The 23,066-nt window shown below is 37.6% G+C and carries 21 protein-coding genes and 1 pseudogene; 20 read left to right on the top strand and 2 right to left on the bottom strand.

What is annotated here, in order from left to right; translation table 11 throughout:
• The first annotated feature begins 40 nt into the window (after positions 1–40).
• The gene (locus NIZ91_10325) at positions 41–643 is read left to right on the top strand and encodes a LysE family transporter (GenBank protein ID USY57016.1); all 603 of its coding nucleotides are present in this window, start codon (positions 41–43) and stop codon (positions 641–643) included.
• A gap of 45 nt (positions 644–688) precedes the next feature.
• Here NIZ91_10325 and NIZ91_10320 read toward each other — a convergent pair whose 3' ends face one another.
• On the bottom strand, positions 689–892 hold the full coding sequence (locus NIZ91_10320) for a hypothetical protein (protein ID USY57015.1): 204 nt from the start codon (positions 890–892) through the stop codon (positions 689–691).
• Between the two features lie 175 nt (positions 893–1,067).
• Between NIZ91_10320 and fbpA the strand changes: the two genes are divergently transcribed.
• Positions 1,068–1,250: a Fur-regulated basic protein FbpA gene (fbpA, locus tag NIZ91_10315; GenBank protein ID USY57014.1), complete on the top strand. Its 183-nt coding sequence runs from the start codon at positions 1,068–1,070 to the stop codon at positions 1,248–1,250.
• Here fbpA and NIZ91_10310 read toward each other — a convergent pair.
• Positions 1,236–3,275, bottom strand: a complete 2,040-nt coding sequence (locus NIZ91_10310; GenBank protein USY57013.1) for a sigma 54-interacting transcriptional regulator — start codon at positions 3,273–3,275, stop codon at positions 1,236–1,238. The two genes, fbpA and NIZ91_10310, sit on opposite strands and share 15 nt — an antisense overlap.
• Positions 3,276–3,531: 256 nt before the next feature.
• Between NIZ91_10310 and NIZ91_10305 the strand changes: the two genes are divergently transcribed.
• The 18 genes and pseudogenes from NIZ91_10305 (at position 3,532) to NIZ91_10220 (ending at position 22,897) form a co-directional block, all read left to right on the top strand.
• Positions 3,532–4,950: a YfcC family protein gene (locus tag NIZ91_10305; GenBank protein USY57012.1), complete on the top strand. Its 1,419-nt coding sequence runs from the start codon at positions 3,532–3,534 to the stop codon at positions 4,948–4,950.
• Between the two features lie 17 nt (positions 4,951–4,967).
• Positions 4,968–6,140 (top strand): beta-aspartyl-peptidase, encoded by a 1,173-nt coding sequence (gene iadA, locus NIZ91_10300; GenBank protein ID USY57011.1) that lies wholly within the window; start codon positions 4,968–4,970, stop codon positions 6,138–6,140.
• 19 nt (positions 6,141–6,159) lie between these two features.
• Entirely contained in the window at positions 6,160–8,670 is a 2,511-nt protein-coding gene (locus tag NIZ91_10295) for a cyanophycinase (protein USY57010.1), read from the top strand.
• A 61-nt stretch (positions 8,671–8,731) separates the two neighbouring features.
• Positions 8,732–8,872, top strand: coding sequence for a hypothetical protein (locus NIZ91_10290; protein ID USY57009.1), 141 nt, complete (start codon positions 8,732–8,734; stop codon positions 8,870–8,872).
• A gap of 173 nt (positions 8,873–9,045) precedes the next feature.
• Positions 9,046–10,320, top strand: a complete 1,275-nt coding sequence (locus NIZ91_10285; GenBank protein ID USY57008.1) for an ATP-binding protein — start codon at positions 9,046–9,048, stop codon at positions 10,318–10,320.
• Between the two features lie 129 nt (positions 10,321–10,449).
• On the top strand, positions 10,450–10,680 hold the full coding sequence (locus NIZ91_10280) for a hypothetical protein (protein ID USY57007.1): 231 nt from the start codon (positions 10,450–10,452) through the stop codon (positions 10,678–10,680).
• 338 nt (positions 10,681–11,018) lie between these two features.
• Complete coding sequence (gene sigH, locus NIZ91_10275) at positions 11,019–11,666, top strand: RNA polymerase sporulation sigma factor SigH (protein USY57006.1); 648 nt, start codon at positions 11,019–11,021, stop codon at positions 11,664–11,666.
• 397 nt (positions 11,667–12,063) lie between these two features.
• Positions 12,064–13,941 carry a molecular chaperone HtpG gene (gene htpG, locus NIZ91_10270; protein ID USY57005.1) on the top strand — a complete coding sequence of 626 codons (1,878 nt, stop codon included), beginning with the start codon at positions 12,064–12,066 and terminating at the stop codon, positions 13,939–13,941.
• Between the two features lie 92 nt (positions 13,942–14,033).
• Positions 14,034–14,780: an alpha/beta fold hydrolase gene (locus NIZ91_10265; protein ID USY57004.1), complete on the top strand. Its 747-nt coding sequence runs from the start codon at positions 14,034–14,036 to the stop codon at positions 14,778–14,780.
• 290 nt (positions 14,781–15,070) lie between these two features.
• Positions 15,071–15,802, top strand: coding sequence for an SDR family oxidoreductase (locus tag NIZ91_10260; protein ID USY57003.1), 732 nt, complete (start codon positions 15,071–15,073; stop codon positions 15,800–15,802).
• A gap of 210 nt (positions 15,803–16,012) precedes the next feature.
• Entirely contained in the window at positions 16,013–17,278 is a 1,266-nt protein-coding gene (locus NIZ91_10255; GenBank protein ID USY57002.1) for an MFS transporter, read from the top strand.
• Positions 17,279–17,498: 220 nt separating this feature from the next.
• Positions 17,499–17,684 (top strand): hypothetical protein, encoded by a 186-nt coding sequence (locus NIZ91_10250; protein USY57001.1) that lies wholly within the window; start codon positions 17,499–17,501, stop codon positions 17,682–17,684.
• A 132-nt stretch (positions 17,685–17,816) separates the two neighbouring features.
• Positions 17,817–18,271, top strand: a pseudogene (locus NIZ91_10245) (VOC family protein).
• A 90-nt stretch (positions 18,272–18,361) separates the two neighbouring features.
• Entirely contained in the window at positions 18,362–18,790 is a 429-nt protein-coding gene (locus NIZ91_10240) for a hypothetical protein (protein USY57000.1), read from the top strand.
• 42 nt (positions 18,791–18,832) lie between these two features.
• Complete coding sequence (locus tag NIZ91_10235) at positions 18,833–19,633, top strand: phosphotransferase (protein ID USY56999.1); 801 nt, start codon at positions 18,833–18,835, stop codon at positions 19,631–19,633.
• Positions 19,634–19,719: 86 nt separating this feature from the next.
• Positions 19,720–20,817 carry an alpha/beta hydrolase gene (locus NIZ91_10230; protein USY56998.1) on the top strand — a complete coding sequence of 366 codons (1,098 nt, stop codon included), beginning with the start codon at positions 19,720–19,722 and terminating at the stop codon, positions 20,815–20,817.
• A 249-nt stretch (positions 20,818–21,066) separates the two neighbouring features.
• Complete coding sequence (locus tag NIZ91_10225; GenBank protein ID USY56997.1) at positions 21,067–22,260, top strand: cytochrome P450; 1,194 nt, start codon at positions 21,067–21,069, stop codon at positions 22,258–22,260.
• Positions 22,261–22,279: 19 nt separating this feature from the next.
• Positions 22,280–22,897, top strand: a complete 618-nt coding sequence (locus NIZ91_10220; protein USY56996.1) for an RraA family protein — start codon at positions 22,280–22,282, stop codon at positions 22,895–22,897.
• Positions 22,898–23,066: the final 169 nt, after the last annotated feature.

Genomic DNA, 23,066 nt, shown 5'->3' with positions numbered 1-23,066 from the left:
TATCATAGTAGGATAGTGATTGAAAGGAGGTTGTTGATGGATGGAAGCTATTTTTCATGGAGTTCTTTTAGCATTAGGTCTTATTTTACCTTTAGGCGTGCAAAACGTATTTATTTTCTCTCAAGGAGCTACGCAAACGCAATTTGTCCGAGCGTTACCGGCAACGATTACAGCTGCAGTATGTGATACGTTGCTAATTTTATTAGCTATCTTTGGATTATCTGCTATTGTATTTCAGTTTGAGTGGATTCGAGTTGCTTTAATGAGTGGAGGTAGCTTATTTCTACTATATATGGGTTACACTATTTGGACGTCTGTACCAAAAGCAGATGGGAATTATCACGTATTAACAACTCGTGAGCAAACTTTATTCGCTTTATCGGTTTCTTTACTCAACCCGCACGCAATTTTAGATACGATTGGTGTAATTGGAACAAGCGCACTAAAATATAGCGGTGCAGAACAAGCCTTGTTTACGGGAGCTTGTATTGCCGTATCGTGGCTGTGGTTTATCAGCCTTACGTTTGCTGGAAGGGTGATAGGGAAAATTGACCATACAGGTGGTTTTATGAAGCTGCTAAATAAATTATCTGCTTTGTTTATATGGGGAACTGCTGTTTATTTAATAATAGGAATCTTTTAGTCTAAAACAAAAACAAGCATCTGACAGAGAACATCAGATGCTTGTTTAGCGTTCTTTTTTACCTTCATGTTTCTCTGCAGCATTTTTCGTGACGATTATTCCCGTTAATCCAGCCGTCATACTAATGAGAAAGCTCCATAAGAGGTAGCGCCACTCTCCTGTAAACAGCGCAACGCACAAAAAGACAAGGAATTGCCCGATAAAAGCAAACCACGAAGCGAACCATGCTAAGCGCATATGTTCTTTCATTACATCACTCCAAAGCATTTCATCTTTTTTTCACGGATTCTACGTATTCTATGCTTATTCAATCTTTTTCATTTCATGTTTTTAATCGTAAACATCGGGTAAAGATAGAGAGTGCTTACAAATATAAGATAATGACAATAGAGAAAAAAAACAAGCAACGAAAGGGGAATCGGTCATGCAATCCTATGAACAACACCTAGAAACCCAGCGTGAACGAGTACTACATCAGCTCATTAATTACGGATGCTACAAAGCAAAAGATGGTCGGCACTTATATGAGCTTTCTATGCTGGAATTAAAAAAGATGTACACAGAAATTCAAAAGCAACGTATCAACTCCGTACTAGGAGAGCGCTAACTCAAGCTTTTCAGCCGCTACATAACCTTTTTGAGTTAATTTTGTTCCACCACGTCCTTTTTGCTTCATCACTAATCCTTTTTCTTCTAACATCTCTAAACGATAGCGTACCTGCTGCTCAGAAAGAGGAGTGTGGGATGCTTCAGTAAACTCAACCAAACGCTTGCGACTAGGAGTGACTCCTTGCCTAGTTAATGCATAAATGCCGCTCAATAAAATTAACTCATCCATCCCAAACTCTTCAAGGCTAGAATCTGACTGGTTCTGGTCTTTTTGATAATCATTTAGTTCAAAGAAGCTGTTAGAAGGTAAATCATCAGTCGTAACTTCATTTTCGTCACAAACAGCTAGCATATATTCCACCGTATTCTTTAATTCTCGTACATTTCCATACCAAGGGTAATGAGACAAGGCCTCAATCACTTGTGGTTGAATATAAACATCCGGCTGTTCACTTTCTTGAATAAAACGCTCCATCAAAATAGGTAAATCACCAGTTCGTTTTCGCAAGGGTGGAAGTTCTAAATATAGCACTTTCAATCGATGGTATAAATCACGGCGAAACGTGCCTTCGGTAATCATACTTTGTAAATCACAGTTTGTAGCTGCGATAATCCGAACATCAATAGGAATATTTTTGGTTCCACCAACTCTTCGAACCTCTTTTTCTTGCAGCACACGCAATAGTCTAGCCTGTAGTTTGGGACTGCTGTCACCAATTTCATCTAAAAAAATGGTTCCTCCATGCCCTTGCTCAAAAATCCCTTGTTTTCCACCTTTTTTCGCGCCGGTAAACGCACCTTCTTCATAACCAAAAAGCTCACTTTCTAGTAAATCTTCAGGGAGTGCACTAAAGTTTACAGCTAAGAAAGGTCCGTGTTTTCGAGCCGATTCATTATGGATGGCACTAGCAAACAACTCTTTTCCTGTGCCGCTTTCTCCTTGAATTAATACAGCTAAGTTTGTGCGAGCAAGCTTGGCAGCCGTTTGTTTTGTACCAGAAATAATACTACTGTCGCCAATAATATCTGAAAAATGATATTTTGCAATGTAGCCTTTTTTTATTAGTTCTTTCCGGGCTGCGTTTTCAATCGCAATCGTGTCTTTTACACTTTTGAATGTAGCAACGACGGTTTGATCGCTTTCTAATAAAAATCGATGCACAACCACATCTATATCATCTAGCGTAAAGTAAGCGTCATTGCTTTCTTTTTGCTTAAGTAAAAAGTCGATAAGCGATGAGTTTTTAAAAACCGTATGAATAGATTTTTGTAGCGCATACGCTGACGGAGTAGCAGTCATTTTTTGGAGGCCGTCATTAAATACCGTGATTTTACCGTCGCGATTAAAAGCCAAAATCCCATCATTGACTCCGTTTACCACTTTTTTTAAATGGTTGTTTAAGTGGTCTGTTTGTTTATTGAACTCAGCAATATTTTGACCAAGCTCAATAATTTTTTTTATATATTTTTCTGAAACGTCTTGATCAAGCTCATTAACAAGGTTAAGTTGTTGTAAGATTTGATAGATAGTTGAGATGTCAATTAACCGTACCCCTATATCAATTACATGAGGGATGGAAGGAGGAACAAAAGCAAGTTCTCCAGGCGTAATGGCTACATCGAACGTTATTTCAATAGATGCATTAGGGAAGTATGGATAATACTCAATATGGTCAATTCCGAGCTTCATTAGCGTGTGGATAGCATCAGTTGTGCTAGCGGGAAAATCATTTACATAAAGCGCTTTCGTTCCTGGAGGCAAAAAGAACAGCTGATCAATATATTCATAGTTAACCGTTCGTTTCGCTACAATAACATCACAGCTGCTGCTAATTCTTCCTTCTACATCTTCTTCAATTAGGTAAGAGGATAGTACAACCAGCTGATTTTCAAATTGATGAGGCAAACCTTCTTCGATTGAATAACTCCAAATATGAATTGAGTTTCCTAAAATATCATTAAGCTGCGTTGTTAGCGCTTTTTTTGTCTCTTTTGTTCCACAAATTAATACAAGCTCCTTCATTATTTTCAATCCACCTTTAATGGTTGTTTTAGGTTCTTAATAAAACCAATTTTATATAAAAATAAACAAGAATAATAGCTTAAATTAATGAAATAGTCAAAAAATAATCAATTTATCCTAGATTTTAAGGTTGGCACGTAAATTGCAATTAAAAAAGGTGTACGGCAAGGAGGAATAATGTTGGTTTTTGTCAAAACACAAAGAAAAACAGAAGTGTTGATGACGTATTTTGTTACTAATGAAGGGGAGAAAAGAGATGAGTGAGTTAAACCGAGAGAAAGTCGTGTCGAAAAAAGCAAAGAAAACCGGTAATATTAACGTTTTTGCTTTACTGCTAGGGGTTTTAGTAATTGCCACCATTTTAACGAATGTATTGCCTGCCGGTGAATATAGCCGTATTGAACAAGATGGCCGTACGCTTGTTGATCCAGATTCGTTTAAGTGGATCGATTCTACACCAGTTGGTCCGTTTGATATGGTAAAGGCCATTCATACTGGTATGACAGAAGCAGCTGATATTATCTTTTTCGTTTTAATTATTGGTGGTTTTTTTGGTGTATTAAGTGTTACAGGTACGGTAGATTTACTAATTGCGACTATGGCAAGAAGGCTTGCAACGCGTGAAAAGTTACTCATTCCCGTTATGATGCTTTTCTTTGCTGTCTGTGGATCGTTAATGGGAATGGCGGAAGAAACGCTTGCTTATATCCCATTATTAATACCGCTAGCGCTAGCGCTAGGTTTTGACGTTATGACAGGAACAGCTATCGTATTAGTTGGTGCTTCCGCAGGTTTTACAACTGCCGTTATGAATCCTTTTACCGTTGGAATCGCACAAGGTATCGCTGAGCTTCCTCTATTCTCTGGAATGGGCCTTCGCTTAGTTACATTTGTGCTTGTATATGCTGTATCAGTTTGGTTTGTCTACCGCTATGCAATGAAAGTAAAAAAAGATCCGTCAATCGGCTTTTATGGTAAGTATAGCAAAGAAGATGCAAATGAGCTTTTACAATCTGGAAAAAGATTAGAGAGAAAGCACAGATTTATTTTAGGTGCTTTTATGCTTAACTACGTTGTATTAGCATTTGGTGTTATTAAATATCAATGGTACATTACTGAAATTGCTGCGTTATTTATTATTTTAACAATCGCTATTGCAGTTATTGGACGCCTTTCGGTTGATGATACCGTTAAAGCTTTCACAAGCGGGGCAGCTGCACTAATTGGTGGAGCGCTTGTAATCGGTGTATCTCGTGCAACGCTTGTTGTGTTAGAGCAAGGACACATTGTTGATCCTTTACTATTCCAAGTATCAGAAATGATGAAAGATGTTCCGGGCTATTTAAGCGTTATCGGAATGTACAATTTCCAAGCAGCTATTCACTTTATCTTAGCATCAGGTAGCGGTCACGCGATGCTGACAATGCCAATCATGACTCCGTTAGCGGATCTATTAGATATCACACGTCAAACCGCTGTTTTATCATTCTCGTTTGCCGATGGAATCGGGAATATTATCTTCCCTACAGCAGGTACGCTTATGGCGGGTCTTGCTATTGCAGGAATTCCATGGACAAAGTGGGCTAAATGGATTTTACCACTTGTTTTAATACAATATGCAATTGGACTAATTACAATTGTAATTGCTCATATGATTGGGTACGGTCCTTTTTAATAGAAGGAGAGATTTACATGCTTACACTTTTAAAGAATGGAGAAGTCTATGCGCCTCACTACTTGGGGCGTAAAGACATTCTTTTAGTCAATGACAAAATTGGATATATCGAAGATGAAATTACTGTTCCAGAAGGATTTGTGTCTATAGAAGTTATTGATGCATCTGACTTTATCATCACACCTGGCTTCATCGACTCCCATGTTCACTTGATTGGCGGAGGCGGCGAAGGAGGATTTAAAACGCGCACGCCTGAAATTCAGCTAACGGACTTAACAACTGCTGGTATCACAACGGTTATTGGTTTGCTAGGAACAGATGGCACAACTAGAAGAATGGAAAGTCTGCTTGCAAAAGCAAGAGGACTAGATGAAGAAGGCATTACAACGTTTATTCATACAGGCTCCTACCAGGTACCTGTTAAAACATTAACAGATAAGATTGAAGATGACATCATTCTAATCGATAAAATTATTGGTGCAGGAGAAATTGCAATTGCAGATCATCGTTCATCCGAGCCTACGTTTGAGGAAATGACGAAGATTGCTTCGGCTGCTCGTAACGGCGGTATTTTATCTGGAAAAGCAGGTATAGTTGAGGTTCACGTTGGTGATGGAGCTGACAAACTGTCACTTCTTGAACAAATTAAAGAAAAAACAAACATTCCTATTCGTCACTTTCATCCAACGCATATTAATCGAAATGAAGATTTGTTTGAAGCAGGAATTAACTTTGCGTTAAACGGTGGGTATGTAGATTTTACAACAAGCACAATCCCACTGTTTTTAGAAGAAGGTGAAGTGAAGTGTAGTAAGGGACTTCGCATGATGCTTGAACGCGGTGTAACTATTCGAAGCATTACGTTTTCTTCTGATGGCCAAGCAAGCCTACCGTCATTTAATGAAGACGGAGAATACATAGGCGTACAGGTCGGAAAGGTTCACTCTTTATTTGAAGAAGTAAGAGATGCCATTTTAGAGGAAGGGATTCCAATGGAAACGGCACTTCAAGTTATCACATCAAACCCTGCTCAGGTATTAAAGCTACAAGATAAAGGCACCATCGCTCTAGGAAAAGATGCTGATTTAGTATTGTTGAACAAAAATGATTTAACGATTGATACTGTCATTGCTAAAGGTCAAACAATGGTTCAAAACAAAGAAGTGATTGTGAAAGGAACCTTTGAATAAATCGAAAAGGATGATGTACATGAAAAAGAAGTGGATTGCAGCTGCAACAATTGCAGCTTTGCTACCTTTTAGTCCGTTAAAACCAGCAGCTGAACAAATTGACGACAAGAAAATCAAAGGAAATCTGGTTATTGCTGGAGGTGCCCTTGGTTCATCAAATAAAGCGGTTTATGACAAGTTTATTGAACTTGCAGGTGGTACTAAAAATGCCAAAGTCGGTATTATCCCGGCAGCTAGCGGCTCGTTAAAGTCTTCTGCAGCCTTTAAAAAAGATATGGTTACACTTGGAATAAACCCAGACTCTGTTGAAATTCTGCCACTTTCTAATCATGATTTTTCAGGCACAGCAGAAGATGAAAGCAAGTGGGCAGCCAACAGTAACACCGACAAAGTCGCTAATCAAATCAAAGATTTAACAGCTGTTTGGTTTGTTGGAGGCGATCAGGTGAAGATTGTCGATACCCTGCGCGATGGCAATAAAGATTCAAAAGCTCTTAAAGCCATTTGGGAGATGTATGAAGAAGGTGGCGTAATCGGTGGAACCAGCGCTGGTGCTGCTATTATGAGTGACGTTATGATCACTGGAGGAGATAGTTTAGGTGCGTTAAAAGGTCAAAGTGCTAAAGCTAATAAAGAGGAATATGAGCCTTTGACTGTGGGAAAAGGACTCGGTTTTTTCCAGCACGGCATTATTGATCAGCACATGAACGAGCGTGCTCGATATGGTCGATTAACTGTTGCTGCAGTAAAGCATGAGCAAAATCCAAAACAAAACTTTGCTTACGGAGTAGATGAAGATACAGCAATGGTTGTGTCTAACGAAAAAGGCACTGTCGAAGTCGTTGGCCGAAGCGGGGTGTTCTTAGCAGACGTAAGCCAAGCAACAAGTAAAGAAGATAAACAAAACGGTTTTGAAGTGAAAAACGCTAAAATCAGCTATTTATCGCCTGGAGATAAAGTGAATATTGATGCAAAGACTGTTGACGTGTCCAGCACAAAATATCTTACAAACGGAGAGGAATACTATACGTTCAAACCGCTTCCAGCAACTGGAGTATTTACTCCGTATGGTCGTTTGCAAGCTTACTTATCTTACTCACTAGTAGACAATCAGCAAACAGATCCCCTTACAAGTCAACTGCTTGATAGTAAAGGAAAAGGCTTTAAGCTTACATTTAAAAAACAAAAAGATACGAATGGATATTGGGGATATACAGATGGACAGAAGGATCAATATTCTTTTGTAAATGTTCAAATGGATATTAAACCTATGAAGGTATCTATGAGCGGTTCTAAAAAGGATAATAGCTATCAATCTCCATCGTTTAAAGCAAAAAATGTTCCACAAGAAAAAGTAAGTGGAAATTTATTAATTGCGGGTGGAGCTGTTGGAGAAAGCAATGAGCTTTACGGAAAATTTGTTGAAGAAGCTGGTGGGAAAACGAAAGCAAAGGTTGGAATCATTCCAGCAGCTAGCGGTTCGTTAAAGTCTTCTGAAGCATTTAAAAAGAAGCTTATTTCAATTGGAGTAAATCCGGATAATATCGAAATTTTACCAATTGCAAGCGCTGATTTTTCAGGCACTCCTGTAGATGAGTCTACATGGAAAAACAATATGAACAGTGAAGCTTTAGCCAATAAAGTTAAAGGTCTATCGGGTATTTGGTTTGTTGGTGGCGACCAAACTCTTATCACAGGTTCCCTATTAAAAGAAGACGGCAGCCGTTCTACGGTATTAAACGCAATTTGGGACATGTATAAAAAAGGTGGCATTTTAGGTGGGACAAGTGCTGGCGCTGCTATCATGAGCAATACGATGATTGCTGGTGGAGACAGCTACAATACGTTAACGAAAGGATTTGTTGATTCGTATGATGGCATGGAGCAGCAAGAACTTGGACCAGGATATGTGGAACAAGGACTTGGTTTCTTCCAATATGGCATTATTGATCAACATTTTGAGCAAAAAGCGAGATTAGGCCGCTTGGTAGCAACGTCTTATGAGTTGGGTAAGAAAGGTGAACGCTCATATGGTATTGACGAAGATACAGCAATGCTTGTTCACAACAAAACAGGTGAAGTCGAAGTGTTAGGTAGAGGAAAAGTAACGGTGGTGGATATAGATAACGCAAAGGCAAGCAAGCACACGCCACGCAGTTATGAAGATATTTCTTTATCAGCTTTATCACCTGGTGATACGATTAACGTAAAAACAAACAAAATAACGGTATCGGAGACGAAGAGTGAAACAATCGGTGCAGAGTACAGCAATGCGAAAACAGCACCTAACACAGGTGTCTTTTCACCACACGGCTTGGTAAATCAGCTTATTGGCTATGATTTAGTAGATAACGAAGCTAATTCATCAGTGAAAAGCTATAGTTTAAACGGTAGCTCGGGCTTTGAGCTTGAATTCGCCAAAACGAAAAAAACTTCTGGTTACTGGGGATATACAGATGGACAGCGAGACAGCTACTCCTATGAAAACGTATCGTTATCCATTAAACCAATTACAGTAAAACAAAAATAAAAGGACGGTTATGGTTTTCCTTTCTTCGTACACACTACCTATTATGGAGGTGACGAAGAAAATGGAATCTAAAAATCAACACTTCGAGCCCGCTCACATTACAGACGAAATGCACAGCGTTATTAAGCGCATGGAAGAGCAGTTTGAAATGAAGCTTGGAAAGCGTGTAGCACTTGTTGCATATGAAGCAGAAGAAAATTAACGAAGAAAAAGAGCATTGAATCCTTATCAATGCTCTTTTTCTTCGTTTTACTGTCGAATAGTTTGTTCTATTATTTTATTGCTTTCACATGTTCTAAAGTTATGTACATAAAAGAAGTCAATACATGTAAAATGTTGTATAATTAGACATATTAAACCTGAAGGAGACACTACATGATCAAAACGAAACAATCCTTAGTTCAATTTTCAACTAAAACAATTGATGAAGCACCTGAATACTACAGCTATGCACTTCCTGTACAAAAGATTAAAGAGTATTTAAAAACAAAAACAGGTGACGATTTTCAACTATATGTAGATAGCGACACGTCTAATGAGATTTGGGAAGTACTTGAAGAAGATCTAGATCTTCATCCTGAAAACGTTACGGAACTCGCTTCCATTTTTGACTGCTTAGAAATGGGCATTATCTCGTCCAATCATACTGATAAAGAAATGGAACTGATTTTAAAACCATCGCTTTACAATCACCTTTATTATTATGAAAAGCATAACGTAGCGCTTGTGCGCATGCCTTCTTTTCAAAAGAACGAATTGACTCAGTATGACTATATTTTGGCATCAAGCGAAGAAAGTTTATCATCCTTTTTAGACTATGTGTTAAAACGTAAGCGAGACTATATTAAAGATTACGTGACCATTTTTATCGATACAGAAGATGGTGTTGAAAACCGTAAAGAGAAGATTACAACGCTCGTTAAACGAGACGACGTTTTTTTAGAAGATAAGCTCAAAAATCAAATCTATCGTTCTATTGACGAATTTTTCACAAACGGCGGAGAGTTTTTTCATACATATCAAATTCCATATAAACGTGGGATTTTATTGTACGGAAAGCCTGGGAACGGTAAGACAACGCTTGTCAAATCAATTGCAACGAGCATTGAAGCTCCCGTTGCCTATTGGCAAATTACAGAGTATACGTCCAGTTATTCGATTCAAGAAGTATTTTCTTCGGTTGCAAAAATGAGCCCTATGGTACTCGTTATTGAAGATATCGACTCTATGCCTCAAGGAATTCGTTCTGTGTTTTTAAATACCCTTGATGGTGCAACATCTAAAGAAGGAATTTACTTAATCGGAACAACAAACTATCCAGAACGCATTGATCCTGCTCTTATTAACCGCTCGGGACGATTTGATCGTGCTTATGAGATTAAGCTTCCAACATCCAAGCTTCGTGAACAATATCTTATGAAGAAAAACAGCAGGGATCTCCTAAAGGTGGAGGAAATTAGCGAGCTTGTTTCTGTTACAAATGAATTTTCGTATGCGCAGCTTAACGAGCTATATAACAGCATTGCTCTTCAAAAACATTATGAGGATAATGTAAACATCATCGACATTTGTAACGAATTAAAGGCAGATAATAAAAAAGGCAAGCGTAATGCTTGGTCGAATAACGATGAAGCGAATATCGGATTTTAAACTAATACTTCTTTGAAACATAAAAAACAATTTTACGTTTTAATTGTAAAGTTGTTTTTTTTCAAAGATTAGGAGACTCAGTGATGAACCTTTTTTTACTTTGATCAGGAAAACTACACGAGTAATCATATGCACGTGGATAACTGGCAAGAAGAGAACATTAAGTATTTAGAAGGGATTGCTTTGGAGCGAAGGGATGGCACGATGGATTTGTTTTTCCAAGAAGTCCATCTACTCTCGAACACGATGAAGCAAAAAGGATACATCCATGAAACGTTCGGCATTTTTTTGGGGAATGCCAAAAGCCCTGATGGTGTTTGGAACCTCTTTTCTCAATGGCTTCAAAATAATCATTTATAAGCAGTCGTTTTTTAGCTACATAAGGCGATTCGACAGAGCTTGCTAATAAAAGTTGAAATTTTCAGAGAAAAATATTAGAATTTTTTGTAAACACTTTCACATTTCGACAACGTTTTCGAAAAAGGGTGTGTATACTAGTATCCAGGGAGAGGCATTCAAGGGAATAAGTTTGACGTCACCGTTAATTGATGTGTGCATTGGGTTTTCAAACTAAACAGTATTCATTCTAATAAACGGACACTACGTTTTATGTCGCTTTGCCATGATGGACCCTTGAAAGAAAAGCAGAGAATAGCAATCTACATCAACATTCAATAGAGGTCAACGGGGGGATATAAATGAGTATTCACATTGAGTTAAAGATGATGAGAAACTACGAAATACTAGAGGATATGACACTGGTCGAATTAGCACACACAGGCGATGATGAGTCGCTCAACCATTTAATTAATCGCTATCGTAATTTTGTACGAGCAAAAGCACGTCCATACTTTCTTATCGGTGCTGAGCGAGAAGATCTCATTCAAGAAGGTATGATTGGCTTATATAAAGCGATTCGTGATTTTAAAGAAGATAAAACGAGTTCATTCCGAAGCTTTGCAGAACTCTGCATTACAAGGCAGATCTTAACAGCTATAAAAACGGCGACTCGTCAAAAGCACGGACCGCTTAACTCATCCGTGTCCTTGGACAAGCCGCTTTCGGATGATGAATCAAACTATACACTTTTAGATTTACTGTCAGAGGAAAATCGTACAAACCCTGAAATGATGCTAATTAACCGTGAAAAGTCACTTGATATGCAAATGAAAATTTCTGAATTATTAAGCGAATTGGAGCGTAATGTACTCAACCTGCATCTAGAAGGCAAATCTTATTTAGAGATTTCAAACGAACTACAGACGCATGTAAAATCTATTGATAATGCTCTGCAGCGTGTGAAGAAAAAGCTCGAGCGTAATTTACAAATTAAGCAAGCAATTTAACTGGGAAAGCAGTACTTAGGCATAAACTAAGTACTGTTTTTTTATTGTTCAATTAACCAACCATTTTTCATCTCAAAATCAGTGAAAAGACTAGCAGAATAGAACTTGTCTCATTCCACCATATTTTACCTTGAAATGTGCGTTAGTCTAAGGTTATTAACCCATACAAAAATTTCCATATGCATATACTAGATTTCTTGAATAGCTATTTTAAGTTAAAAATCGACCTTATCACTAAAGTGATAAGGTCTTTTTGATTATTTGAATATCACAGAAACTATTTTACCCCAAATCTATTGACATATTTATGAAAAATATGATAATTAAATAGTAATTAGCACTCTAGGACAAAGAGTGCTAATTACTACATATTCATGCAACAGGAAGGAGATTTTTTATGACAAAGAAAGAATTTAAAGCTGAATCAAAACGACTGCTCGACATGATGATTCATTCAATTTATTCTCAAAAAGAAATTTTCTTACGCGAGCTCATTTCAAACGCAAGTGATGCGATTGATAAAATCTATTACAAAGCGTTAACAGATGAATCACTATCATTTGAAAAAGATCGCTACTTTATTAAAGTAACGGCAGATAAAGAAAAACGTACGCTTACTATTAAAGATACAGGTATTGGCATGACGCAGGAAGAGTTGGAAAACAACCTTGGCACAATTGCGAAAAGCGGCTCTTTGGCGTTTAAAGCTGAAAATGAAGCAAAAGATGGACACGATATTATCGGTCAATTTGGCGTTGGTTTTTACTCAGCATTTATGGTTGCTGATGAAGTAACTGTAACGTCAAAAGCACTTGGAAGCGATACAGCTTACCGCTGGAATTCAGAAGGAGCAGACGGCTATACGATTGAGCCTTGTGAAAAAGATGAAGTTGGTACAGAAATCGTCTTAACGATTAAAGAAAATACGGAAGAAGATCAGTACGACGAATACTTAGAAGAATACCGTTTAAAAGCTATTATTAAAAAGTATTCAGACTTTATTCGCTACCCAATTAAAATGGACGTTACTGAGAGTAAACCAAAAGAAGGCAGCGATTCTGAGTTTGAACAGGTAACGGAAGAACAAGTCATTAATAGCATGGTGCCAATTTGGCGTAAAAATAAGAGTGAGCTAAAAGATGAGGATTACGACGCGTTTTATCAAGAAAAGCGCTATGGCTTCGACAAACCGCTGAAACACATTCATATTAGCGTAGATGGAATGGTACGTTATAATGCAATTTTATATATTCCGGAAACAATGCCTTTTGATTATTACTCTCCTGAATACGAAAAAGGCTTAGAGCTTTATTCAAGCGGCGTATTAATTATGAATAAAAGCGCAGACCTTCTTCCAGACTACTACAGCTTTGTGAAAGGACTTGTGGATTCGGAAGATTTATCATTAAATATCTCACGTGAAATGCTGCAACATGACCGTCAGCTAAAACTGATTGCGAAAAACATTAAAAATAAGATCACGAGTCAGTTGAAGTCACTGTTAAAAGATGACCGTGAAAAGTATGAAACATTTTTCGGCACATTTGGACGTCAACTTAAATACGGCGTGTACAGTGACTTTGGGGCAAGTAAAGATACGCTAAAAGATTTACTATTATTCTATTCATCAAAAGAACAAAAGCTTGTAACTCTTAAAGAATACATTGATCGTATGCCTGAAGAGCAAAAATATATCTACTACGCGTCTGGTGAATCCTATGAACGCATCGCAAAAATGCCACAAACAGAGATGGTTCTTGATAAAGGCTATGAAATTCTTTATTTCACGGATGAAGTAGATGAATTTGCAATTAAGATGCTAATGTCTTACGAAGATAAAGAATTTAAATCTGTTTCAAGCGGTGACTTAGGAATTGAGGCAGATGAAAAAGAAAACGCAAAAGAAGAAGAAGCTGATAGCAAAGAGCTTCTTACGTATATGAAAGAAACGTTAGCAACAAAAGTGAAAGATGTTCGATTATCTAAACGTCTAAAAACTCATCCTGTTTGCTTATCAACCGAAGGTGACGTAACAATCGAGATGGAAAAAATCTTAAAAGCAATGCCAAATAACCAGCAGGTACAAGCGGACAAGATTTTAGAAATCAATCCAAGTCACAGCGTGTTCCAAGCCTTAAAAACAGCGTTTGAGCAGGATAAAGAAAAAGCAGAGCTTTACACAAATCTCCTCTACAATCAAGCCCTTCTTATTGAAGGTTTACCGCTTGAAGATCCGGTTGAATTTACAAACAATATGTGTAAAGTGATGGTATAACGCAAAGGAAGCAGAAATGCTTCCTTTTTTCAATGCAAAAATGTAACGGTTTACAAACGGTTTTTGGTAAACTGAAAGTGGGAGGGATTTTTATGACAAAATATCCAATACTTGAAGGCGCAGAGCCATTTTACTTTGAAGGAAACGAAATTGGTATTTTAGTATCGCACGGTTTTACAGGTACTACACACAGTATGAGGCCATTAGGGGAAGCTTACCACAAAGCTGGCTATACGGTTTGTGGTCCCCGTTTAAAAGGACACGGCACGCACTACGAAGATATGGAAACATCAACTTATCAAGAATGGATTCAATCACTAGAAGAAGGCTATTCATGGTTAAAAGAGCGCTGCCACACCATCTTTGTTGTTGGTTTATCAATGGGAGGGACATTAACGCTTTATATGGCAGAAAATTATCCTGAAATTAAAGGCATTGTGCCAATTAACGCAGCGATTGATATTCCTGCTTTAAACCCACAAGCATTCGAAGCGGACCCTCATACGCGTTTTCTTGACTCAGCTGGCTCTGATGTAAAAAAAGAAAACGTAGATGAAATCGGCTATGACAAAACGCCTGTTGCGTCACTTAAAGAGCTATATAAGCTGCTTGGACTTGTTAAAAATGATTTACCTAAAATTACGTGCCCAACCCTTATTTTTGTATCCACAGAAGATCACGTTGTTCCACCGCTAAACAGCACATACATAGCTGAAAACATCAGCTCAGCTGAGAAAAAAGCTATAACGCTTGAAAATAGCTACCACGTGGCAACATTAGATAACGATCAGCAAATTATCATTGATGAATCATTAAAATTCTTTAAAAACTACCAATAAGTAAAGAGCTCTTCACTTAAATGAAGAGCTCTTTACTTATTTTTAATTAATTTTACGATGTTAAGAACTCTCCAAGCTGCTGCTCCAAAAGAAAGCGCAAGCAATGCCAGAAGGATTGAAATTCTTAAAAAAGTACCCACAATTAGTTTACCTCTACTGGTACTACGAAATTGTTTCTTTTGAAAGTTTCACATTCAACACCTATATGTTCCCTATTACGGCTGTTGAAGAATGAACATAATCTGGTAGAATTTGAGAATAACAGTTAATTCAAAAAGGAGTGATGCTTAATGTTGTCAAAAGTACATGTGATTGTAACTGGGGCAGGAGCTGGGATAGGGAAAGAAATTGTCACATCATGCTTAAATGAAGGAGCGCGTGTTGTCGCTTGTGATATCAACGAAGATTCATTAAATGAACTAAAGGCTTCATATTCAACTAATAAATTGTCTACATATAGAGTTGATATTGCAGATTATGACAGCGTGAAAAACTTCTTTAAACAAATTACAGCTACATTCCCAGGAGTTAATGCTCTAGTTAATAACGCTGGAATTTATTTAGCACAAAATTTACTTACATATTCAGAAGAAGACATTAACAAAGTAATAGATGTTAATGTAAAAGGCTCAGTTTATTTTTCTCAGCTTTTCGGAAGATACCTCATCGAAAAACAAGCGTATGGCACAATTGTTAATATGTCTTCAGTTTCAGCATTAGAAGGAAGTTCCGATGCTCTATACGGTTTATCTAAAGCTGCTATACTCGGATTAACAAAAAGTTGCGCTATGAATTTTTCGCCGTATATACGAGTCAATTCTGTGGCTCCAACAATGGTGGATACATCTATGATGGATAGCATTCCAACGTGGCGCAAACAAGAGTATTTGGAACACCAGCTAATTAAAACACCGGTTTTTCCTCGTGACGTAGCTGATACGGTAGTATTTTTGTTATCAGATAAAGCCAAGCATTATACAGGAGCTACATTTGATCTTAATAACGGTGGATATTTACGTTGAAGTAAAATTTCAGTAAATAAATTGACTATCCCGCAGACTTATGATGAGTCTGCGGGATTTTTTTAAAAGAAAACCTTCTCAATAATGTGTTTAAATTTTCTAAAAACTATTGAAAGATAACGCTTTCTTTGATAAATTATATGTATTAACTTTTTACTAAAAATTTAGTGAAAATGAGTAAATATTACATAATAGGGGATGGATTTACGCATGAAAACTATACTAAACAAGGATTATTGGATTTTTGGCTTGTTTTTTGCCCTTTACTTCTTTATTTGGGCAGCATGTACACCATTTTTATCAATTTGGCTACAAAATGTTGGGGGATTAAGTTCAACTGAAGTAGGGATTATCTTTTCAGCAATGGCCATTTCAGCACTTTGCTTGCAGCCGTTTTTCGGAATTATTTCAGACAAGCTAGGTCTGCGTAAAAACTTACTGTGGGGTTTTATTATTTTATTAGTATTTATTGCACCGTTTTTTATCTACTTATTTCCGTATTTATTAAAAACAAATATCATTCTTGGAGCAGTTGTTGGAGGCGCTTACCTTGGTGCTTGTTTTAACGGTGGATCTGGAACAATTGAAGCTTACATCGAAAAAGTTAGTCAAGTAAACTCGTTCGAGTATGGACAAGTTCGTATGTTTGGTTGCATCGGAGCAGCTACGGGTACGTACTTAACAGGGGCATTTTTCGCCACAAACCCTAACTTAATCTTCATCATTAGCTCAGTTGTAGCGGTAGTGTTAGGTATTCTGTTCTCGTTTGCGAAAACGAAGCAAACCAATTTAGGAACAACAACCGAAGAAATCGAAAAACAAAAAGCAGAAGCAACATCAAAAGAATCGGTATTAGCTATCTTTAAAAATAGAAAGTTCTGGTGGTTAACACTTTACGTTGTTGGGGTAACGTGCATTTACGAAGTGTTTGACCAACAGTTTGCGATTTACTTTACGCATTTCTTTAGCACCGAAGCAGAAGGTACACGCGTTTTTGGGAACCTTTACACAACTCAAATTATCATGGAAGCAGTTGTTATGCTCTTGGCGCCGTTCTTCATTCGTAAAATCGGTGCAAAGAACGCTTTAATCTACGCAGGTGTAATCATGTCGTTTCGCATTTTGGGTTCGAGCTTTGCGGACGGCCCAATTATGATTAGTGCGTTAAAGCTTCTGCATGCAATAGAAGTCCCTGTTTTACTGGTTGCTATTTTTAAATACATTACAGCAAACTTTGATATTCGCTTATCCGCAACGATTTACTTAATTGGCTTCCAATTCTCAAAACAGCTAGGCGCTATTTTCCTTTCTGCAATTGCAGGGAGCATGTACGATACGGCCGGTTTTAAAAACGCTTACTTGCTGTTAGGGTTGATTGCTATCACGTTTACAATCATTTCAATGTTTACACTTTCAAATGATAAAAAAGCGAAAAAGAAAGAACAAAGAGACCCAGAGCTGGTTAACGCAGTATAAGGAAAAACCTCGCATATCACTGCGAGGTTTTTTTTGTTGTGAAAGCATTAGATGAACTGATAGCATAGAAAAAAATTAAATCTCCTTATGGAATAAAGGTGTTATAATGTAATAAAAAGGAAGTTTTTGAGTTGATAGTTTATGATGATTGGTATACCTTTATTAATTACCTCTAATACCAGGAGTTATTTTATTATTCTTAACCTGGCTATTTAGGCGTATGCAATGGAGTTTGACTGCAAGAATACTTCCTTCTATCACGGTAGCTATGGCTGCATTGGTTCTTTTTTATATTGGGTATGTAGAAGTAAGAGGCTTTGAAGGTGCCACTTATTCACTCTTAAGTATCTTTCTTTTTCTTTTTGCTACTGCAGCCTTTGTGATAGCCAAAAAACCGTTAAGATGATCTGAATTTTAACGACTTTTTGTTGTATAAGAGCCTTTCTACACCTAAAGTTTTAGAACACCTCCATCTATCATCTGATGTCATTGGTTAAGGTTTTCGCTATGATGATACTTATAGAAAGAGGTGTATGAATTGATTAAAGATTTATATGAAGCACATTTACCCGTAAAAGATTTAAATCGTTCGATTACATTTTATGAGAAGTTAGGATTAGAGCTTTCTCATATCCATAGCGACCACCTTGCTTTTTTTGGTTAAAGAAAGGAGAAAGTTGGCTTGGTTTATGGGAAACGCAACAAGTAGAATTAGACTACCATCCTTCTATCCGCCACGTTGCTTTTCACGTAACGTTGGAAAATTTGAGGTCATCAGTATCATGGTTAAAAGAAAGGCATATAGCTCCCAGAGAAGCATTTGGCTTTATGCCTCATGAACCGTTTGTAATGGCACATGATGGCATAGCCCATGCAAAGATTCATTTTTATGATCCCGATGAAAATAGCTTAGAATTTATCTGTAAAATTCCAAACCCCACTAATATCGTCGGACGAATGTATTTAAGCGAGTGGGAAACCATTTATTCTTAAAGCTTTTTTACATAAAACAGCTCCTTTCTATAAAATGAGAGGAGCTTAATCTTTATAATTGCTTTAAACTATAAAGTGGGGTGATAAAAAATGAACAGTAAACCGATTGATGAATTAACAATTGACGATTTAAAGAACTATAAAATCTGGCAGTGGGCCCTAGATGAAGAAGAGAACGAAGCCCAAGATGAGACATGGGTTACGCCTGCTGCCACGGATAACTTTACATCAGATTTAAACGGATCTATCGTATTAGGCACACTATACATAAACGCTAACCAAACAATGCCTATTATGTGCAGCCTGGATGTTACTACTGATGAAGTTTCTATTGATTCAGTTATTGTGTATAAGAAAGAAGGTGATGATTATCTCGGGTTAGAGGATATGATACATGAGCTAACGTTTCCTGTTACGATTGAAATTGACATCACTTTAAACAAACAGTTTAAAGCACTTCGCTTTACCGTCAACAAAGTAGACGTGTATCGCAATCAAATAAAAGCTAGCTTGTTATAAGGTACGTAGTTATTCATAAAAACAAAGGGGATGAACATAGAAGTGGATTCTAATCATAACGAACAAGAAGAAGTGTTAACAGGGGGAAACGTTTCAGCGGTTTATCGTAAAGGGAGTACGGTACGAAGAGATGTGAAGCCAAACAGTTTTCGAATTCACAAGTTATTAACACACTTAGAAAATAAGGATTTTAACTTTGCACCCAAGTTTTTAGGTGTTGATGAAAAAAACAGAGAAGTTTTATCATTTATTGAAGGAGAAGCAGGGAACTACCCGTTAAAAACCTATATGTGGCATGATGATACTTTAAAAGAAATTGCTAAGATGCTAAGACTTTATCATGATGCTGTAAGCGACTTTTCATTTTCAGAAGATTGGAAGCCCATTGATAAAACACCAAATTACCTAGAGGTACTATGTCATAACGATTTTGCCATTTATAATATAATTTTCAATAATCAAAAACCAGTCGGCATTATTGACTTCGACCTTGCAGCCCCCGGTCCGAGACTTTGGGATATTGTGTATACGCTTTACACGTGTGTTCCGTTAAGCAGGCATTATCACAATGAGGAAGCTGAAACCATTCATTATGACGCCGAAAAAGGTGCAAATCGCATCAAACAAAGAATAGAGCTATTTTTTGAAGCCTATGATGTTCCAGGAATTGAAAAGAATTACTTAGAAACGGTGGTGCTCCGGCTGGAAGGATTATGTGCATATATGAAGCGTAAAGCAGAAGAAGGAGATACTGCTTTTCAACAAATGATAAAACAAGGTCACTTTGATCACTATCAAGAAGATATTGCATTCATTCGTAAGTACGGTAAAGACTGGCTATAACTAAAAAACAAAAAGAAAACGATTACAAACACTACGTATCTGGCTAGAATGTTAGTAAACCATTTAAAAGGGTGTGGGGGTTAGTGATGCTTCAACCAAAAGAGTATGACAAGCTTCTCGGTATTTTGGAAACTTCAGCGGAAACAAAAGAAGTAGATGGCATACATAGCGTAATTAAACATATACCAGATTTACATATAGCTGGAGATTTAGATCCACGTGTTTTAAAAGTAATCAGCAGTTATACAAATCATTCAGAGGAAGAACAAACAGAACCTGCAAATGTTTCAATTGAAGCCATTCGAGCTAGCATGGGCTGGCTTAATAGAGACGTTACAACTACAGAAATTACAACAGAGTTAATCAGCATTCCGAGCAAAGAGCATAATATTCCTGCACGCATCTATCGCCCTATATCGAATGGTATCTTACCAGCAGTCGTGTTTTTTCACGGAGGAGGGTTTATTGGAGGAAGCTTAAAAACGGTTGAAAACCCTTGTAAAGCACTAGCTGAAAAAGCGCAAGCAGCGGTTGTTTCTGTCGATTACCGCTTAGCTCCTGAACATCCATTTCCAGCTGGCTTAGAGGATTGTCTAGCTGCAGTGAGCTGGGTGCATGAAAATGCTGAAAACCTCGGAATAAATAAAGAACAACTAGCAGTTTGTGGCGATAGCGCCGGTGGCAACTTAGCTGCAGTTTGCAGTTTACTTGATTCACAGCAAGGAACAAATCGAATTAAATACCAAGCGCTTATTTACCCCGTCGTGAACCCTGGGCGAATTGATACAGAAGATCATAGATGGGACATAAATGAATATGAAGTTTTTCATCATCATGAGCTAATTAAAGGGGTTATTCTAGCATTAGCTGGCTCTAGCTCAATGCTCAATAAGCTGTATCTACAGGGAGCGGATGTTACTGATATACGCGTATCTCCTTTATTAGCCGATGATTTAAATGGTCTTCCAGAAACTCTTATTATTAATGCTGAATATGACTATCTCCGCTTACAAGCCGAAGCGTATGCTAGAAAGCTTGCACGATCTGGGGTTAAAACAAAAATGATTCAGTATAAAGGAATGGACCACGCTTTTATAGATAAGATTGGAGATTATCCGCAAGCAGAAGATTGTATCAATGAAATTGCAAAGGAACTTAAAAGTGCATTTAGAATCAATTGCTAGCTTTGTATGTTGAAAGGCGAGTATATTCATGGCTCGTCTTTTTTTATTTGGTGAATATCTAATTTACTTTAATTTTATTATGTAAACTTTATATATGAAACATCACTTTCCTTGATGTTCCAAATCAATGCGCATACAATGAAAGAAGGAATCAATAGATAGGCCATCCAGATCAGTGAAAGCGATTCCTGTTTTTATGTGAGACCTGGCTTTTTCGTTCAAAAAGTAGATAACAGGAGAGGATACAATATGAATATTAAGTCACTTGATTTATTTTCACAGAAGTTCCACCAAAACCCTTACGAATACTATGAACAAATTCGTCCGCATGAACCGTTTGCAAAGGTAAAGCTTTATACAGAAGCTCCTGATTCCTGGATGGCTTTTACATATGAAGCTGCCGAAGCTGTGCTAAAAGACGAGCGCTTTATCAAAGATATGCGCACCGTTTTTCCTGGCGAAATGACGGATGAAAACGTACCGCCGATTTCACAAACGATGCTTTTTGCAGACCCACCGAATCATCGTCGTCTCCGCAGTCTTGTCCAAAGTGGCTTTACCCCTAAGAAAATTATGGGTTTAAGCGGACGCATTGAAGAAATTGCGCGTGAGCAAGCTGAAAAAATGAAAGAACACGAGACAGTTGATTTTATTGAAGCATACGCATTTCCAATTCCTATTATTGTGATTTGTGAACTTCTCGGTGTTCCACAAGAAGATCAGCTTGATTTCCAGCGTTGGTCAAACGTATTGGTCGATATTAACGAAGCTTCTCAGTACGACGAAGTATTGATGGAGTTTATGATGTACTTAGAAAAACTAATTTATAGCAGGCGGCAATCACCACAAAATGATTTATTATCTCATTTAATTCAGGCAGAGGAAGACGGAGATAAGCTTACTGCTACTGAATTGTATGGTGTTGTCATGCTGCTTATCGTTGCGGGTCATGAAACGACTGTAAATCTCATTTCAAACGGCTTGCTTGCACTTCTTACTCACCCTGGCCAGCTGGATTTATTAAAGAATGATCCTTCCTTGATTTCAAAAGCCATTGACGAATTTTTACGATACAATGGTCCAGTCGAATTCAGCACGGACCGATGGGCACGTGAATCCTTTACCTTTATGGGGCAGCAAGTTCAAAAAGGAGATCACGTGATTGTGTCACTCGCTTCAGCTGATCGAGACCCAGAAATATTTTCAAACCCTGAGAAACTTGACATTACACGAGAGAAAAATCCTCACTTAGCGTTTGGTAAAGGAATTCACTATTGCCTAGGGGCTCCACTTGCGCGATTAGAAGGTGAAGTTGCGATTCGCGTGCTGCTTGAAGAATTTCCAAACGTAGGCCTTGCTGCTAATTTGTCTGATTTAGAATGGCGACAAAGCTTTATTATTCGAGGTCTAAAAGAACTTCCAATTCGTCTAACTTTACGTTAAATAATAAGGAGCGGTTAAAATGAGTATCATAGAATCATTTAAAACAATTCCAACTACGTGTATATCAGACGCGATGGCAGGATTAAACAATCTTGACCCGTCGATTAAGCCATTAAAAGAAGAATACAAAGTAGTTGGAAGAGCCTTTACCGTTAAAATACCTGTAGGTGACAACTTAATGTTTTTAAAAGCTATTAAAGAAGCGAAGCCAGGTGACGTATTAGTTGTAGATGCAAAAGGTGATACGTATAGAGCAATTGCTGGAGACTTTATCGTTGGGTTAGCGCAAACATTAGGCATTAATGGGATTGTCGTGGACGGAGTAATCCGTGATGTGGTCGGCGTAAAGCAGCTAAACTTTCCTGTTTTCTGTAAAGGAACAACTGTAGCAGCAAGCGGAAAAGCGGGGCAAGGTGAACTAAACGTCCCTATTTCATGCGGAGGCACCGCTGTTCATCCAGGCGATATCATTGTTGGTGATGCGGACGGAGTTGTAATCATTCCAAAAGAGCACGAGCAAGCTATCCTAACAAAAGCGGCTGAAAAAGTGAAGTTTGATGAGTTGCGTGACCAAAAAGTATCTGGAAATCGCGCTGAGGTTATAAATTACCTAAATGATTTTCTTTCAAAATCATAAGCCTTTATCCTCCCAAGCTACTAATCATAAAGATTGGTAGCTTTTTCTATCTCATTAGCAGTTCCTAATAACTAGCTTAAAAGGTATAATTAGTTAAAGAAACTAGGTTCTGGTTTCTATTTATATCCTGCTGCTTTATAGAGTTAAAATAAAGCAACATCTAAAAAGA

This window comes from Bacillus sp. 1780r2a1 (assembly GCA_024134725.1).
In the GTDB taxonomy this organism is placed as follows: Bacteria; Bacillota; Bacilli; order Bacillales; family Bacillaceae_H; genus Priestia; species Priestia aryabhattai_A.
Note: the sequence above shows the minus strand (reverse complement) of the source record. Positions and strands in the feature narration are given on the sequence as shown.